Source organism: Micrococcus sp. KT16 (assembly GCF_003315015.1).
Lineage (GTDB): Bacteria > Actinomycetota > Actinomycetes > Actinomycetales > Micrococcaceae > Micrococcus > Micrococcus luteus.
In genome coordinates this window covers 115,298-132,177 of sequence record NZ_QNRG01000001.1, presented here as the reverse complement: position 1 = coordinate 132,177, position 16,880 = coordinate 115,298, and the positions used below count along the sequence as shown (strand labels likewise).

Below are 16,880 nucleotides of genomic sequence, written 5' to 3'. Positions count from 1 at the left end.
CGGCGTTCCGGGCCGGCGGGTGGTCAGGACTCAGAGTCCGAAGACCCAGACGAGCAGGGTCATCGACGCGATGGAGATGAGCACGGCGGCGATGATGTTCAGCCACACGCCGCCCTTCACCATCTGGCCGATGGTCACATAGCCGGAGCCGTACGCGATGGCGTTCGGCGGGGTGGCCACGGGCAGCATGAACGCGCAGGTCGCGGCGAGGGCGACGGGCGCGGCCAGCATGAGCGGGGCGACGCCGGTGCCCAGGGCCACGCCGGAGGCGACCGGCAGGAACGTGGCCGCGGTGGCCGTGTTCGAGGTCATCTCGGTCAGCAGCAGGATGCCGACGGAGGCGATCACCACGAGCACCCACACGGGGATGTCACCGAAGCCCTTGACCTGCTCACCGAGCCACGTGGACAGGCCCGACTTGGAGAACTGACCGGACAGGGCCAGGCCGCCGCCGAACAGCAGGAGCACGCCCCACGGCAGGTCCTTCGCGGCCTCCCAGTCGAGGAGGCGCACGCCGCGCCCGGCCCCGCCACCGGCCGGCAGGAGGAACAGGATGAGTCCGACGACGATGGCGATGGCCGCGTCCGAGAGCAGCGGGGACTCCAGGTCCAGGACGTATTCGGAGATCAGCGGCACGGTGATCCAGGCCAGCGCGGCGAGGACGAAGACGGCGAGGACCTTGGCCTCGGGGGCGCTCATGCGGCCGAGGCGGGCCAGTTCGGTGGCGATCAGGTCGCGGCCGCCGGGGACCTCGTCGATCTCCGGGCGGAACAGCACGCGGGTGAGCAGGAACCAGCACGCGAAGAGCAGCACGACGGCGATCGGCACGCCGACCAGCATCCACTGGCCGAAGCCGATCTGCACGCCGTGCTCGGCGGCCATGTGGCCCGCGAGCAGGGTGTTGGGCGGGGTGCCGATGATGGTGCCGAGCGAGCCGATGGACGCGGCGTACGCGATGCCGAGCATGAGCGCGGTGCCGAAGTTCGACTTCGTGAGGGAGCGGATCTCGGCCTGCGTGGGAGCCTCGCCGGGCGCGGAGGCGGGCGCGGCGGGGCGGTCGGCCCGGTCCGCTGCCTCGTCCGCGGTCAGGGGGTCGTCCGTGCCGTAGCGCTGGACGAGCACGAGGATGGACACGCCGATGGGGAGCATCATCACGGCGGTGGCGGTGTTGGACACCCACATGGAGATGAACCCCGTGGCGATCATGAAGCCCAGGACGAGGTTCACGGTCCTGGCGCCCATGAACGTCAGGACGCCGAGCGCGATGCGCCGGTGCAGGTTCCAGCGCTGCATGGCCAGGGCGAGCATGAAGCCGCCCATGAACAGGAAGATGATGTTGTTGCCGTAGCTCGCGCCGACGGCGTCGAAGGTGATGCCGCCGTCGGACTCCTCGGCGGGCACGCCGAGCGGGAAGATGACGAGCGGCAACAGGGCGGTGGCGGGGATGGGCAGGGCCTCGGTCATCCACCACACGGCCATGAGCACGGCGGTGGCGGCGACGAGGCGGGGCCAGACGCCGAGGTCGCCCGGCATCAGCAGGAACAGGGCGACGGCGAGCAGGGGGCCGGCCACGAGGCCGATGATGCGCTTGACGTTCTCGCCGCCGGTCAGCGGCTCGTCACGCATGCCCGGGGAGAGCTCTTGTTCGAACTCCTGGGCGGCCGCTCGGGGGTTGAAGCGGGAGACGTGCTCGTTGACGTTGCTCGGCGGGGGGGTCGATCGGGACTCCACGGGGCCTCCTCATCAAGTCAGGCCCTCGGCGCGGCCTGGCAATTCTCTGTGAGTTTCACCGTATCAAGTGATCTGGATCACCAGAAGGCGACCCCATCTCGGCGACGGCCCACCCGCCCGGCCCCGCCCGGCCCCGTTCACGCCTCCCGCGCCGACTCCTGCCGACGACGGCGCAGCTCGTCCTCCTCCACGCCCGCGACCAGTTCCGGGGCGGCCAGGGGCCGGGGCGCGGACTCGAGCGTGCGGATGTCCGGCGTGGGGGCCAGGCCCGGGTCGGCGTCGCGGAGGCGCCGGGCGGCGGGGAGCACGCGCGATTCGACGTTGCCGACGAGCTGGTTGTAGCGGTCCACGGTGGTCTTGAGGGAGCCGCCCATGCGGTCCAGGTGGGTGCCGAGCGTGCCGAGGCGCTCGTAGAGGTCCTTCGCGCTGGCCACCACGGTGTGGGCGTTCTCGGCCAGGGTGTCCTGCCGCCAGGCATAGGCCACGGACTTCAGGGCGGTCAGGAGGGAGACGGGGGCGACGAGCGCGACGTTCCGCGAGAACGCGTGGTCCAGCAGCCCGGGGTCCGCGTCCAGGGCCGCGGCCAGGAGCGACTCTGCGGGCAGGAAGCACAGGACCAGCTCGGGGGAGTGCTCGAGGCCGGTCCAGTAGGACTTCGCGGAGAGCTGGTCCACGTGGCGGCGCACGGCCGCGGCGTGCTGGGCGGCCAGCGCCTGGCGCCGCTCGTACGCCTCCTCGCCGGGCTCGTCCGCGAGGGCCTCGGCGGCCAGCGCGTCCCCGATGGGGGCCTTGGCGTCCACGGCCATGGCCTTGCCGCCGGGCAGGGACACCACGAGGTCCGGGCGGAGGCGCTCGCCGTCCTTGCCGGACAGCGTGGCCTGCTCCGTGAAGTCCACGTGGTGGAGCATGCCTGCCGCCTCGACGACCCGCCGGAGCTGCGCCTCGCCCCAGTGGCCCCGCGCGGAGGTGGACTTGAGCGTGGCCATGAGCGACGTGGTCTGGTTCAGCAGGTCCCGGTCCGTGGCCGCGGCGGCGCGGAGCTGCTCCCCGAGCCGGCCGAACTGGGACGCCCGATCCCGTTCCAGCACGCTCACCTGCTCCTGGAGGGCCGCCAGCCGCTGGCCCAGCGGGGCGAGCGTGGACATCACCTGGGACTCCGCGCGTCGGCGTTCGGCGTCCTCGGCGCGCGCGGCCGTGAGCGCGCGCTGCTCCGCCCGGGCGGCCGCGAGCTCCTCTCGCGCCCCCTGGTGCTCGGTGCGCAGCGCGGCCAGCTCGGCGTGGGCCCGGCGGGCATCTTCACCGCCGCCGGCCGCCCGGCGCCACATGAGCCACGCACCCAGCAGGGCGCCCAGCACGAGTCCGAGGGTGAGGGCGAGCAGCAGGCTGAGGATCTCCATGCCCCCACCCTCGCAGGCTGCACGGACACGGTAGGCCGCGGCGCGCCGTCGTCGTGGTGGGCGGCTCAGCCGAAGAGCGGGTTGGGGCCGTTGGCCACGACCTGCGGGTCGCCGTCGACGCGGGCGGCGATGCCCGCCGCGGCGACGCCGGGCAGATACGGGAAGACCATGCGGGTCGAGGCCAGGGCGGCGGCGTCGAAGGCCTCCACCGCGACGGCCGGGCGGGGCCCGTCCGCCGTCTCGATCTCGCCGTCGAACACGGCCACCGCCCGGGTGGGGCGCGGGCTGATCTTCGCGACCGTGGCGGCCGCCTGCTCGGGCTCGAGGTCCGGGTGCTCCCACATGCCGCGCTGGCCGTCGGCGGTGACGGCGAGGATCGTCGGGGCGAACACGGACTGCCGGCCGAGCGTGTCGAACACGTGCTCCACCGCGAGGCTGATCAGCGGCAGCAGCTCGCCGCCGGGAGGCGTGGGGGTCGGTCCGGTGGGCGTCGGGGTGCTCATGGGGCCGAGGCTACCGGCCCTGTCCGACGGCGCCCACCCGCGCCTAGCGTGAGCCCATGCAGCTCACCATCGCCCCCGGGGACATCACGGCCACGCGCGCGGACGCCGTCGTCAATGCCGCCAACTCCACCCTGCTCGGCGGCGGAGGCGTGGACGGCGCCATCCACCGGCGTGGCGGTCCCGAGATCCTGGCCGAGTGCCGCCGCCTGCGCGAGACCGACCTGCCGGAGGGGCTGCCCGCCGGCCAGGCCGTGGCGACGACGGCGGGGCGCCTGCCCGCGCGCTGGGTCATCCACACCGTGGGCCCGGTGTGGGCCAAGACGATCGACAAGTCCGACACCCTCGCCTCGTGCTACCGCGAGTCCCTGAAGGTGGCGGCCGGGCTCGGCGCCCGGACGGTCGCGTTCCCGGCGATCTCCGCGGGGATCTACGGCTGGCCCATGGAGGACGCGGCGCGGATCGCCGTCGAGACCTGCCACGCGATGGCGGACGAGGTGGGCGGCACCGTGGACGAGGTGCTGTTCGTGCCCTACGGCGAGACGGCGGAGGCCGCGTTCCGTGCGGCGCTCGAGCATCTCACCTGAGCGCCTCCGCTGAACCGCCCCTACAGCCACCCTCGATCGCGCGCGACCGTCGCGGCCTCGCCGCGCGTGCTGGTGGCCGTCTTGCCGATCGCCGCGCTCAGATGGTTGCGCACCGTGCCCGCCGAGAGGTGCAGGCGCCCGGCGATCGCCCGGACGGAGGCCCCTGTGAGCGCTTCGCGTAGCACGTCGACCTCCCGCGGGGTCAGCGGGCTCGGCCCCGCCGCGAGGGTGTCCACCGCGAGCGAGGGATCCACCACGCGCTCACCGCGGGCCACCGCGCGCACGGCGTCGGCGAGCTGCTCGGCCGGGGTGTCCTTGACCACGAATCCCCGGGCCCCGGCGGCCAGGGCCCGCTCCAGGTAGCCGGGGCGGCCGAAGGTCGTCACCATCAGCACGGCGCAGTCCAGGCCGCGGTCCCGGATCCGGCGCAGGGCCTCGAGCCCGTCCACTCCGGGCATCTCGATGTCCAGCAGCGCGACGTCCACGTCATGGGCCTCGACCGCGTCCGCCACCTCGTCCCCGGAGGCGGCCTGGGCGACGACGGTCAGGTCCGGCTCGGTGTCCAGGAGGGCGGCCAGGGCGCCGCGCACGAGCGCCTGGTCGTCGGCCAGCAGCAGGCGCAGCGGAGCCCCGGGCCCGCGACCGGCCGAGGGCGGCGTCGCCGGGGACGGGGCCGGGGCGGCTGACTCACTCATGCGTCCATCCTGCCCTCGGCGGCGGGCAGCACCCCGCGCGCGGCCTCCAACGTGCTCCCGCCCCAGTGCACGGCCACGCCGGTGCCGGCCCCGCCCAGCCCCCGCCCCACCTCGAGGCGTGCGCCCTCCGCGGCCGCCCGCTCGGCGAGGGTGCGGGGGCCCACGCCCGCCGCGACGGAGGCCGGCAGTCCGGCGCCGTCGTCGAGCACCGCCACGTGGTGGGCGTCCAGGCTGATGCGCACCCGGCGGGCCCCGGCGTGGCGGAGCACGTTGGTCACGGCCTCGCGCACGATCCAGGCGGCCAGGGCGCGGCGACGCTCCGGCACCTCGGTGACGGCGCCGGGCGGCGGGGCCTCGACGGCCATCCCGGCGTCCCGCAGCGCCCCCACGGAGAGGGAGAGCTGCCCGCCCAGCTCCGGGGCGGCGAGCTCGGCGACGGCGGCCCGCGCCTCGGCGAGGGCCGTGCGGGACAGGGCGATCACCTCGGCGGCCTCCTGCTTGGCCCGGGCGGGGTCCGTGTCGATCAGCCGGTGCACGAGCTGGGTCTTGACGTTGATGGTGGTCAGGGAGTGGCCCAGGATGTCGTGCAGATCCCGGCCGAGCCGCTCCCGCTGGCCGGCGAGGTCGAGTTCATGCGTCATCTCCACGACCCGGTCGTCCCGGGCGATGGCCAGGCGCATGCCCACCAACACCACCAGGAGGACGGCGAGGTTGCCCAGCACGACGGGCAGGGCCGGATCGCCGGGGAAGAACAGCAGCCCGGTCGCCAGCGCCGCGGCCATCGTGGCCCCGGCGCCGATCAGGCCCACGCGGAGCCGGTGGGGGAAGAGCCACGTGGCCACGAGGAAGGGGGAGTAGAGCAGGGCGTGGACGCCCAGGATCCGGGTCAGCACGGCCAGGCACCCGGCGAGCACGAGCCAGGTGAGGACCGCGTTGGCCCAGGCCGGCCACGCGCGCACCGGGCGCGGCACCACGAACGCGGCCAGGTAGACGAGGATGAAGACCACGATGGCCGCCACCCCCAGGATCGCCTCGCCCCGCCCGTCCCCGGGAGTGAACGCCCGGCGGAGGAGCTCGACGAGGACGAAGCCGAAGCTGATGAGCCACACCCCGGCGAACCCCAGCGTGGACGGCCACAGGTGCAGCGGCAGGACGGCGGGGTCGTGCTCCGCCGTGCCGACCGTCGGGCGGGCCGGCGCCGGGGATCCGCCGGCGGGGCTCACGCGCGGGCCGTCCGGGAGCGGGAGGCGAGCAGGCAGACCACCGCGAACACGGCCGTCCAGGCCAGCAGGTTCACGATCGGCAGCCACAGCGGGTCCGCGGCGGCGGCGGGTTCCGTTCCCATCGTTGCCCTCTCTCCCTCCATCTGCGGCCATCGGGCGAGGGCGCCGGCCCCGTACACCGGAGTGAAGCGCCCGATGTCCAGCATGATCCCCGAGAGCGGGACGAAGAGGTTTCCGAGGAAGCCGAACACCACCAGGATGCCCGACGCCGCGGACACGGCGGCCTCCGAACGGAAGAGCAGGGCGGCCGCCAGGCCGAACAGCGCGAACGGCAGCGAGGACACCAGGGCGAGGGCGCCCGTCGCGAGCCAGCGCAGCGGGCCGTCGAGCTCCGCGCCCGTGAGTGCGCCCGCGGTGAGCACGGCGAGCACGGGCAGGGCGGCGATGGCCAGGGCCACGAGGCACTTGCCGGCGAGGTAGGCGCCCGGGGTGAGCGCGGTCAGGGAGAGCTGGCGGCCCCAGCCGGACTGGCGCTCGACGGCGGCCGAGCCGGCGATCGAGGTGGTGGCCATGACCGCCCCGTACACGACCATGCCGGTCATGGTGTACGCGGACACGTTCCCGTGGCCGACGGGGCGGTCTCCCCAGTCGGAGAGCGCGCCGAACATGAGGTAGAGCGCCACGGGGAGGACGACGATGAAGAACGAGCCCTCGATCATCCGCACGTTGCGGACGAACTCGCGGCGTGCGTAGCCGAACAGGCGGCCGGGGGCGGTGATGGTCGTGCTCATGCGAGGGACTCCTGCGGCTCGGAGGGTGCCGGCTGGCCGGCGTCGGTCAGGGAGAGGAACACGTCGTCGAGGGAGGCGTGGGTGATCGCCAGGTCCTCGACGAGGCGCTCGTTCAGCAGGTGACGGGCGACGTCGTCGCCGGTGACCGAGCCCCCGGCGGGGACGCGCACGCGCAGGCGGCCGGGGGAGAGGTGCTGTGGTTCGAGCTGGACGGCGTCCTGCGGCAGGTCCAGGGCGGTGGCGAGGCGGGCGGGCGCGTCCGGATCGTCTCCGCCGCCGGCCCAGCGGCCCGTGAGGGTGACGGACCCGCCGGTGGCGAGCTCGGCGGGCGTGCCGTCCGCGTGGATCCGGCCCTCGCGCATCAGGACGATCCGGTCCGCGAAGTCCTCGGCCTCGGGGAGGAAGTGGGTGGCGAACACGATGCTGCGGCCCCGGTCCGCCTCGGCGTGCATGGTGTCCCAGAAGTCGTGGCGGGCGCGGACGTCCATGCCCGCGGTGGGCTCGTCCAGGATCAGCAACTCGGGGTCGGTGAGCAGGGCCAGGGCGAAGCGCAGCCGCTGGCGCTCGCCTCCGGAGCACTTCTTCACGCGGCGACCGGCCAGCCCGGTGAGGCCAGCGCGCTCGAGGGCGGCGGGCACGCCGATGTGGCGGCGGTGGCAGCCGGCCACCATGGCCACGGTCTCGCGCACGCTCAGGTCCTCCAGCAGGCCGCCCGTCTGCAGCACCGCGCCCACCCGGCCCTCGCGGACGGCGGCGACGGGGTCGGAGCCGAGGACGCGGACCGTGCCGTCCGAGGGCGGGCTGAAGCCCAGGGCCATGTCCAGCAGCGTGGTCTTGCCGGCGCCGTTGGGCCCGAGGAGGGCGAGGACTTCGCCGACGGGGACGGTGAGGTCCACGCCGTCCACGGCCCGGACCGGTCCGAAGCGGCGGGTGAGTCTCCGGGTTGCGAGTGCGGGTGCGTTGCTCATGGCTACAGCCTCGCCGCGGGGCGCGCCTCGCGGGAGCGGCAGACGTCAGGAATGCGCCATGACGGATGTCATGGGTGGGGCCCGCCGAGGCGGGCGGGCCGTCCTCCAGAAAGTTGAGCGGAGTTCACGCAGAATTATGGAATAGGTTCGCCGGGCGTGCTGTTGTGGTGATCAGACGCCGCGGTGTCAGCGGCGCCCACCCGACTCCCGAGGAGAGTGAACCGACATGACCCGTCCCATCGATCCGTTCCGTGAGATGGAGCGTCCCTTCCGTGAGATGGAGCGTCTGGTGAACGGTCTGACGACCCGCGCGACCGGCACCGTGTCCATGCCCATGAACCTGTACCGCGAGGGCGACGTCTTCGTCGCCGAGGTCGAGCTGCCCGGCGTCGACCCGGCCTCTATCGACGTGGACGTGGAGGAGCGCACCCTCACCGTCCGCGCCGAGCGCAAGGAGGACCCGGCCCGCGAGGACCGCCGCTGGCTCACCCGTGAGCGTTCCGCCGGCACCTTCGCCCGCCAGCTCACCCTGGGCGAGGGCCTCGCCCTCGACCGCATCCAGGCCGACTACAGCGACGGCGTCCTGACCCTCACCATCCCGGTGGCGGAGCAGGCCAAGCCCCGCAAGATCTCCATCACCCACGGCGGTGCTGCCCCCGTGGCCGGGCAGACCGTGGAGGGCGAGACCGCCGAGACCACCGGCGAGTGACCGGCCTCTGACGGAGCCGCACACGGCGCCGGCATGACCGGCGCGCGGTCCGTCCCCCGAACGCAGATGCGGCGGGCCCCCACCGGGGGCCCGCCGCATCTGCGTGGCGGTCAGGCGCGATCGGCCAGGATCAGCTGCGCCGCCTTCTCACCGATCATGAAGCACGTGATGTTGGGGTTCACGGTCACGTGCTCGGGCATCACGGAGGCGTCGGCCACGCGCAGACCCGTCACGCCCTTGACGCGCAGGCGGGCGTCCAGGGGGCTCATGGCGTCGTCGTCGGCGCCCATGCGCACCGAGCCCACCGGGTGGTACACGGTGTTGTGGGTGCGGCGCACGTAGTCGGCGATCTCCTCGTCCGTCTGCGCCTGCTCGCCCGGGGCCAGCTCACGCCCCGCCCACGCCGCCATCGCCGGCTGGGAGACGATCTCCCGGGCCAGCCGGATGCCGGCCACCGCGACGGCCATGTCATGGCCCTCCGGGTCGGTGAAGTAGCGCGGGTCCACGGCCGGCTTGTCCCGGTAGTCGTTGGAGCGCAGGCGCACGGTGCCGCGGGACTTGGCGTCGGGAGGGCCCGGCGGCCCTGCGGTCTCGGCTGTCGTCCTCTGGTCGGCAGACACGGGTGTGCTTACTGTCGACGGGGTCTGGGCGGCCCGTCCACCCTACGGATCGGTCATCTGGACGGGGATGCGTGCTGGGCGGTGCGGGTCTCTGGGTTCCGTGGGCACGCCGGGCTGGGGCTGCCGGGCCCCGTGGCCGCCGGGCCTCTGGGTTCCGTGGGCAGGAGAGCGAAGGTTTCTGCCCCCGGAAGGGAAAACCCTGCCGGTTCTGCCCCCGGAACAGGGGAGAGCGCGCTTTCTGCCCACGGAGCGGGCGGGGCTGCTGGTTCTGCCCACGGAACGGGGCCGGTGCGGGACGCCTCCGCCGCGGCGGGCCCGCCGGTAGACTGCCGGACTGTGGCTTTGACTATCGGATTCGTGGGACTGCCCAACGTGGGCAAGTCGACCCTGTTCAACGCGCTGACGCGCCAGACCGTGCTCGCGGCGAACTACCCGTTCGCGACGATCGAGCCGAACGTGGGCGTGGTGAACCTGCCGGACGAGCGGCTGCCCCAGCTGGCCGAGATCTTCGGCTCCGAGCGGATCCTGCCGGCCACGGTGTCCTTCGTGGACATCGCCGGCATCGTGAAGGGCGCCTCCGAGGGGGAGGGCCTGGGCAATCAGTTCCTGGCGAACATCCGCGAGGCCCACGCGATCGCCCAGGTGGTGCGCGCGTTCGACGACGGCGACGTCGTCCACGTGGACGGCAAGGTGGACCCGGCCTCGGACATGGAGACCATCAACACCGAGCTGATCATCGCGGACATGCAGACCGTGGAGAAGGCGATCCCGCGCGTCGAGAAGGAGGTCAAGGGCAAGAAGAAGGAGCCCGCCGACCTCGAGGCGCTCAAGGCCGCGCTCGCGGTGCTGGAGCGGGGCGAGACGATCTTCGCCGCGAAGGACAAGGACAAGCTGGACATGGACCGGCTGCGGGAGCTGAGCCTGCTCACCGCCAAGCCGTTCATCTACGTGTTCAACTCCGACGAGGGTGTGCTGGGGGACGAGGCCAGGCAGCAGGAGCTGCGCGATCTGGTGGCCCCCGCCCAGGCCGTGTTCCTAGACGCCAAGCTCGAGTCCGACCTCGTGGAGCTCTCCGAGGAGGAAGCCGCCGAGATGCTGGAGATGGCCGGGCAGGACGAGTCCGGGCTGGACCAGCTGGCCCGCGTCGGCTTCTCCACCCTCGGCCTGCAGACGTACCTGACGGCCGGGCCGAAGGAGACGCGTGCCTGGACCATCCCCGTCGGCGCGACGGCGCCCGAGGCCGCCGGCGTCATCCACACCGACTTCCAGCGCGGCTTCATCAAGGCCGAGATCGTGAGTTTCGACGACCTGGTTGCCGCTGGCTCCATGGCCGATGCCAAGGCCGCCGGCAAGGTGCGCATGGAGGGCAAGGACTACGTGATGAAGGACGGCGACGTGGTGGAGTTCCGGTTCAACGTGTGACACCTGCATCGGCAGGGCTAGCGAGAGAAGGCGAAATATGAGTGCCACGCACACCAAGATCTACTTGCCCGACCGATTCGATATGATGCGCGATAGGGTGGACTGGAATGCGTTCGTTGACCCAGTTGATGCCGCCCTAGAAATGATTGATGGACAGTTTGATGATTTCGAGAGCTCAGGGCACGGATCGCTGGTAATTCTGCGTGGCCAAAGTGGTGCGGGTAAGACCACTTTTCTGACGACGATCCCCCTGTTCAGGCCCGGAGTGCAAGTCGAGCGCCTCCAATATGGTGAAGATATTGGCTCTTCACTCCGTCAAATCCCTGAGGGCGACGCCCAGCGAATTGTGATCGTCGAAGGACGAGAGGCTGTCGGCAAGGTGTCGGACAGCGAGATTGAGCATGGGCTTCATGGGATCAACTCTTTCTTAAGAGAAGATCCTCGCGGCGCGCGCATGTTAATTGTCTGGCCTACTAATACTGACGACTTGGCCGACAAGCTTGCCACAGTGGCCGACCAGATCGGGGCAAGTTCCTTGATCGGGACCGATGAGCCTGTTTTTAACTTCTCCGGTCCTCCTAAGTCTGACTGGCCTCGTATCGTAGCTCGCACTGTAGCGTCACTTAATCTAGGTGCTCAATTGACTGCCTATGGCATTTCCAGCGACGATATGGATGCACTCCTCGAGGAATCCAACTCCTTGGGGCACCTAGTCAGAGCTGTGCGAAAGCGTGCAATTAAGAACACGGGTCAAGTGGGCTCGCTGATGAAGGCCTCTCCTGCGCGAGTATGGTCGATTGTGGTTTCCGCCTCGGATAATGAAAATGATGTGGCCGCCCTGACGCGGGGTAGCTTTTCCGACGCTGATATAGACAAAACACTTAGTGCAACTCAGGCTAATATTGTAGCGGAACTCAAAAAGACTCCGGAGAAGATCGGACTTCTCGGGACGGTACTGGACGCTCGTGTGATACACATGGATCCGGTGGTTGCCCTGGCTGTTGCCCGAACCTTTGGGAGCCCTGCCCTGAAGGCGAAGATGGCATCTAAAGGTATGGCAACACTTCCCACCAAGAATGACGAAGCGGTTCGTAGAATCTCGGAGAGCCATCTCGGCATTCTTCTTGCCGGAAAGTCACTCGGGCCGAGGAAGGTAGGGGGAAAGATTGGATCTAACACCGTCGACGCAATGACGAATTTGACAAACATTGCTAGCACGTCTGATGTTGAATGCAATCGCGCTTTTGGAGAGGCCTTGAAGAAGGCTGGTCTTATTTCCCATTTTGAGGTTGAAGACGAACTGCGCCGTGAGGGTACGTCCTTGAAATCGGACCTATTAACTCGCGGGCCTGCGGGGGAGGTTAGAATAGAATTCATGTGGAGAAAAAAGACGGGGCGTGCTGATATCGCTAATTACGTCCTAGGCAAACTGCGCTTATATGGAAAAGTCGTGGGATATCTGGATTGATCTAGAGAGGTGACCATAACGAGCCGGTCACCGGGTGCTCCATATGCTGCACCAGAAGCGTTGCACCAATCTGAAATGAGGGGCACCTCGGCCTCGGTGGCCCCATAACCATGTTGTGCCGCCACTCAGCCGGGCGGCAATTGCCTGCGGGGCTGCAGTGCACGGGGTCGGTTGTCTAGAGGCCTTCAGCCGCGCCGAAAGAAAGCAGTCCGGCCGGATGGAGAATCGATTTCTCGCGCATTTCCTGCCCGGCCCGGAAGAGCGGTTCGCAGACTCCACTGGTCGGCACAAGAGTTCAGGGAGATCGCGGCCTGACCGGTGGACATCATGGGGTTCCGCGCTAGTTGTTGTGGGTCATGAGGTTCTTGGCACGAGGCCCGGGCTGAGATGAGACGAGCGGGCCTCTCCCGCAGGATGGAAGTTCCTACACCACCCACCTGCCCGAAAAGACCCACTCATGACTCACGCTAACGCACCCCTGACCCCCACCGGCCGTCTCAGGATGGTCCACCGCCACCTGCACGACGGGATCCCGCAGGCACACGTGGCCGCCGAGTTCCGGGTCGCACGTCCCACGGTGGCCACCTGGGTGGCCCGCTACCGCGCCCAGGGAGAAGCCGGCCTTCAGGACCTGCCCAGCCGGCCGCACCGTTCACCTGCCCAGCTCGATCCGGTCCTGGTCACCCAGATCCACGCCCTGCGGCGGGAGCGCAAGTGGTCCGCACGGCGCATCCATCACCACCTCGTCTCCGAGGGCCACCGGGTGTGTCTTCGTACCGTGGGACGGTGGCTGCACCGGGCCGGGCTCTCCCGGTTACGGGACCTGACCCCGGCCGGGGAAGACCTGCGCCAACGACCCCAGAAGATCACCACCCGCGGCCCGGGGCACATGGTGCACCTGGATGTGAAGAAGATCGGGCGCATCCCTGACGGGGGCGGCTGGCGCACCCACGGACGTGAAAGTGAAGCAGGCCGTGCTTCCAAGCGTGGTGCAGGCCGGCGGGTCGGCTACACCTACCTGCACTCGGCGATCGACGGGTACACCCGCCTGGCCTACACCGAGGCGTTGGAGGACGAGCAGGCGGTGACCACGATCGGGTTCTTCTGCCGGGCGAGGGCGTTCTTCGCCGCCCACGGCATCCGGATCGACAGGGTGGTCACGGACAACGGGAACAACTACCGGGCCGCGGAGTTCACCGCCAAGGTGGTCTCGCTCGGGGGCCGGCACCACCGGATCCGCCCCTACACCCCGCGCCATAACGGGAAGGTCGAGCGGTACAACCGGCTGATGGTCGATGAGGTCCTCTACGCCCGCCCGTATACCTCAGAGACGGCCCGGCGTGAGGCGTTGGCAGTGTGGGTGAACCACTACAACTACCATCGGCCTCATACCTCCTGCGGAGACGCTCCTCCGGCCTCGTTGGCCCCGGCCCGAGTCAACAACGTCATGCCCTCCTACATCTAGTCACAAGTGAAGGATCCCCGTGCCACACAGCTCCATCAACCACTCTCGAATTGTGGCGCTCATCTGGAACATCGCTGACGATGTCCTCCGCGACCTCTATGTCCGGGGCAAGTACCGCGACGTGATCCTTCCCTTCACGGTTCTGCGTCGCCTGGACAGCGTCCTCGGCCCGACGCGCGATGCAGTGGTGGCGATGAAGAAGATGCTGGATGAGGCTGGGGTTGCCGACCAGGACGCACCGCTGCGTGATGCGGCCAAGCAGGATTTCTACAACACGTCTGGTTTCTCGCTGCAGGATTTGCGCCACATCTCGAACTCCACACGGCTGCGGCAGAACTTCGAGGCGTACCTTGATGGCTTCTCGCCCAACGTGCAGGAGATCATCGACAACTTCGAGTTCCGTAACCAGCTACCTCGGCTCACGAAGGCTGACGCGCTCGGTGCGTTGATCGAGAAGTTCCTCGCGCCGGATCTGGATCTCTCCCCGGCAGGGATGGACAACCATGGGATGGGTACGGTCTTCGAAGAGCTGGTGCGCCGCTTCAACGAGGAGAACAACGAAGAGGCCGGCGAGCACTGGACACCGCGCGACGCTGTCCGACTCATGACCCGGCTGATGTTTGAACCGATTGCTGACGCGATCCCGTCGGGTACCTATCGGCTCTACGACGGTGCGATGGGCACCGGTGGCATGCTCACCGTCGCCGAGGAGACCCTGAAGCACCTCACGGAGTCGTCTGGCAAGAAGGTCTCCACGCATCTGTATGGGCAGGAGATCAACGCCGAGACGTATGCGATCGCGAAGGCCGACCTGATCCTCAAGGGCGACGGCAAGGCGGCCGACAACATCGTCGGTGGTCCCGAGTACTCCACACTATCGAATGACGCCTTCGCAGGGCAGGAGTTCGACTTCATGCTCTCCAACCCGCCGTATGGCAAGAGTTGGAAGACTGACCAGGACCGCCTCGGTGGCGCGAAGAAGATCATCGACCCGCGATTCATCGTCAATCACGACAATGACCGCGAGTACTCGCTCGTGACGCGCAGCAGCGACGGACAACTGATGTTCCTCGCGAATCTGATCTCGAAGATGAAGCAGGGCACCAAGCTCGGCTCTCGGATCGCATCGGTGCACAACGGCTCCTCGCTGTTCACCGGTGACGCTGGCCAGGGCGAGAGCAACATTCGTCGATGGATCATCGAGAACGACTGGCTCGAAGCGATCGTCGCGCTGCCGCTGAAGATGTTCTACAACACCGGTATCGCCACGTACGTGTGGGTGCTCTCCAACCGCAAGGAAGATCGCCGCAAGGGCAAGGTCCAGCTCATCGACGCCACCGACTGGTTCACGCCATTGCGCAAAAACCTGGGCGAGAAGGGCGTCGAGGTCAGCTCGACTGACGCCGACAAGGTCCTCGAGGCGTTCAAGGCGTTCGACGAGTACGAAGACACCGACCACTCGAAGGTATTCGACGGTGTGGACTTCGGATACCACAAGATCACCGTCGAACGGCCCTTGCGCATCGCCGGTGTCGACCCACACCGTGTCTACACCGCGAAGGAGATCAAGCAGCTGAAAAAGGACGGCGTGCGCGACGAAAGTGCACCGCCTCTCATCCGCAAGGCACTGCCGTACGCCGCGACACCCGATCCGCTGCACGGGAGGTACGAAGCCGTCATCGACGGCCGCGCCCGCGTCGTCGAGTACGAGCCTGACACCGAGTTGCGCGACACCGAGCAAGTACCGCTCACCGAGCCCGCGGGTGACTATGCCGACGGCATCGAAGCGTTTTTTCATCGCGAAGTCGAGCCATACGCCCCTGACGCCTGGATCGACGACTCGAAGACGAAGATCGGCTACGAGATCTCGTTCACTCGTCATTTCTACAAGCCCGTGCCAATGCGCACACTTGCCGAGATCCAGGCAGACATCCGTGCTCTCGAGGCGGAGACTGAGGACCTGATCGCTGAGATCGCAGGTGAGGACTGATGGCAGTGTCATTGTTTTCTCCTCCGCGGGTGGATAGATCGGCGGATGCATGGGAAACCCGATCTCTTCGGTCGCTCCTGACTCCCCGCAGCGAAAGGGACAGGCCTGATCTTCCACTCCTGACCGTCGCTCGTGAACGCGGCGTATTCGTCCGAGCGGATGAAGATGCAAATCACAATGCGATCCCTGACGATCTTAGTAACTACAAAGTTGCACGGTCGGGAGACTTAGTCATAAACAAGATGAAGGCCTGGCAGGGCTCATTGGGGCTCGCCCCGGTCGACGGCATAGTTAGTCCTGCTTACTTCGTGTTTGAAGCCGACTTCGAAGTACCGCGTTTCGGTGAGTATCTTTTGCGAAGCAAGCCCTATGTGGCAAAATTCGGTGCAGCGTCGGACGGCGTGCGGATCGGCCAGTGGGATCTCGACATTTCTCGCATGCGAAACATCGAAGTGTCGCTACCGCAGGCGGATGAGCAGGCGGCGATTGTGAAGTACCTCGCCCACGCGAACGCCCGCATCGACAAGGCCATCTCCGCCAAGCGTGGGCTAATTGCTCTTCTCGAGGAGAGGAAGCAAGCAGTAACCGCCGAAACTTTCAGGAATCTCGATGCCCCCAGTCGTGAATTGCGACACGTGTTGCATAGGATCGTGGATTGCGAGCATAAGACCGCCCCGTACGTCGAAGGCGGCGAGTTCTGGATTCTTCGCACTTCCTCGGTGAAGCGCGGAGAAATTGATTGGTCTGGGGCGTACACGACGGGTGCAAGTTCATATAAGGCCTGGACCCAGCGAGCGGTGCCCGACCCCGGTGACGTAATCTTTACACGAGAGGCACCGGTTGGTGAGGCGGCCGTGATTCCTCCCGGCCGTAAGGTTGCACTTGGGCAGCGAACTGTCCTAATGAAGCTCCGCAACGAAATTATGTGCCCGCAGTTCCTTGTTCATCAGATCTACGGCGGGTTGCCTCGGGAGCGAATTGCACTCGCGACCCAGTGGTCCACTGTCGGGCATTTCAACATGGACGACATCGGCTGGATGCGAGTGGCAGTCCCTGAACTCGACGTCCAGAGGCGAGTTGTTGCCCAGATTGAAGAAGTCCGCCGCAATTCTGACGAAGCCGCCAGAAAAGCTCGAAATGAGATGATTCTGCTACAAGAGTTTCGAGCCCGCCTGGTCGCTGATGTCGTGACGGGCCAGGTTGACGTCCGTGCGATCGCCGCGTCGTTGCCTGACGGCTTGGACCAGTACGTCGATCTGGACTTCATGTTGGATGATGACGTTGCGGACGTACTGGGCGAAGGCGAGGAGTGAG

Annotated in this window: 14 protein-coding genes and 1 pseudogene; 7 read left to right on the top strand and 8 right to left on the bottom strand. The window is 68.3% G+C overall.

Annotated features, from left to right (window positions below):
- Window positions 1-30 precede the first annotated feature (30 nt).
- From DE149_RS00580 to DE149_RS00570, 3 genes are all read right to left on the bottom strand, one after another.
- Window positions 31-1,731 (bottom strand): DASS family sodium-coupled anion symporter, encoded by a 1,701-nt coding sequence (locus DE149_RS00580; RefSeq protein WP_113913777.1) that lies wholly within the window; start codon window positions 1,729-1,731, stop codon window positions 31-33.
- A 137-nt stretch (window positions 1,732-1,868) separates the two neighbouring features.
- Complete coding sequence (locus tag DE149_RS00575) at window positions 1,869-3,128, bottom strand: DNA recombination protein RmuC (protein ID WP_069941815.1); 1,260 nt, start codon at window positions 3,126-3,128, stop codon at window positions 1,869-1,871.
- Between the two features lie 65 nt (window positions 3,129-3,193).
- Entirely contained in the window at window positions 3,194-3,631 is a 438-nt protein-coding gene (locus tag DE149_RS00570; RefSeq protein ID WP_063190131.1) for a hypothetical protein, read from the bottom strand.
- 56 nt (window positions 3,632-3,687) lie between these two features.
- On the opposite strand from DE149_RS00570, the gene DE149_RS00565 reads away from it, so the two are divergent.
- Window positions 3,688-4,215 (top strand): O-acetyl-ADP-ribose deacetylase, encoded by a 528-nt coding sequence (locus DE149_RS00565; protein ID WP_113913776.1) that lies wholly within the window; start codon window positions 3,688-3,690, stop codon window positions 4,213-4,215.
- Between the two features lie 20 nt (window positions 4,216-4,235).
- Here DE149_RS00565 and DE149_RS00560 read toward each other — a convergent pair whose 3' ends face one another.
- Genes DE149_RS00560 through DE149_RS00545 form a run of 4 tightly spaced genes read right to left on the bottom strand, consistent with a single transcriptional unit; the run spans window position 4,236 to window position 7,892 of the window.
- Complete coding sequence (locus tag DE149_RS00560; protein ID WP_113913775.1) at window positions 4,236-4,910, bottom strand: response regulator transcription factor; 675 nt, start codon at window positions 4,908-4,910, stop codon at window positions 4,236-4,238.
- Complete coding sequence (locus DE149_RS00555; protein WP_113913774.1) at window positions 4,907-6,133, bottom strand: sensor histidine kinase; 1,227 nt, start codon at window positions 6,131-6,133, stop codon at window positions 4,907-4,909. Before DE149_RS00555 ends, DE149_RS00560 begins: the two co-directional genes overlap by 4 nt.
- A complete protein-coding gene (locus tag DE149_RS00550; protein WP_113913773.1) occupies window positions 6,130-6,924 on the bottom strand; it encodes an ABC transporter permease in 795 nt (264 codons plus the stop codon). The genes DE149_RS00555 and DE149_RS00550 overlap by 4 nt, the downstream gene beginning before the upstream one ends.
- Entirely contained in the window at window positions 6,921-7,892 is a 972-nt protein-coding gene (locus DE149_RS00545; protein ID WP_113913772.1) for an ABC transporter ATP-binding protein, read from the bottom strand. Before DE149_RS00545 ends, DE149_RS00550 begins: the two co-directional genes overlap by 4 nt.
- A gap of 226 nt (window positions 7,893-8,118) precedes the next feature.
- Here DE149_RS00545 and DE149_RS00540 point away from each other — a divergent pair, with 226 nt between their 5' ends.
- Window positions 8,119-8,601 (top strand): Hsp20/alpha crystallin family protein, encoded by a 483-nt coding sequence (locus DE149_RS00540; protein WP_113913771.1) that lies wholly within the window; start codon window positions 8,119-8,121, stop codon window positions 8,599-8,601.
- Window positions 8,602-8,711: 110 nt separating this feature from the next.
- On the opposite strand, the pseudogene DE149_RS00535 reads toward DE149_RS00540, so the two are convergent.
- Window positions 8,712-9,164 (bottom strand): annotated as a pseudogene (locus DE149_RS00535) (GMC oxidoreductase); the annotation flags it as partial.
- 393 nt (window positions 9,165-9,557) lie between these two features.
- On the opposite strand from DE149_RS00535, the gene ychF reads away from it, so the two are divergent.
- The 5 genes from ychF (at window position 9,558) to DE149_RS11575 (ending at window position 16,879) form a co-directional block, all read left to right on the top strand.
- A complete protein-coding gene (gene ychF / locus DE149_RS00530; RefSeq protein ID WP_113913770.1) occupies window positions 9,558-10,643 on the top strand; it encodes a redox-regulated ATPase YchF in 1,086 nt (361 codons plus the stop codon).
- Between the two features lie 37 nt (window positions 10,644-10,680).
- The gene (locus DE149_RS11580) at window positions 10,681-12,111 is read left to right on the top strand and encodes an ATP-binding protein (RefSeq protein ID WP_141724192.1); all 1,431 of its coding nucleotides are present in this window, start codon (window positions 10,681-10,683) and stop codon (window positions 12,109-12,111) included.
- Between the two features lie 457 nt (window positions 12,112-12,568).
- Window positions 12,569-13,576, top strand: a complete 1,008-nt coding sequence (locus tag DE149_RS00525) for an IS481 family transposase (protein ID WP_113913769.1) — start codon at window positions 12,569-12,571, stop codon at window positions 13,574-13,576.
- A gap of 19 nt (window positions 13,577-13,595) precedes the next feature.
- Window positions 13,596-15,566, top strand: coding sequence for a class I SAM-dependent DNA methyltransferase (locus DE149_RS00520; RefSeq protein ID WP_113913768.1), 1,971 nt, complete (start codon window positions 13,596-13,598; stop codon window positions 15,564-15,566).
- Between the two features lie 242 nt (window positions 15,567-15,808).
- Complete coding sequence (locus DE149_RS11575; protein ID WP_147084456.1) at window positions 15,809-16,879, top strand: hypothetical protein; 1,071 nt, start codon at window positions 15,809-15,811, stop codon at window positions 16,877-16,879.
- Window position 16,880 lies beyond the last annotated feature (1 nt).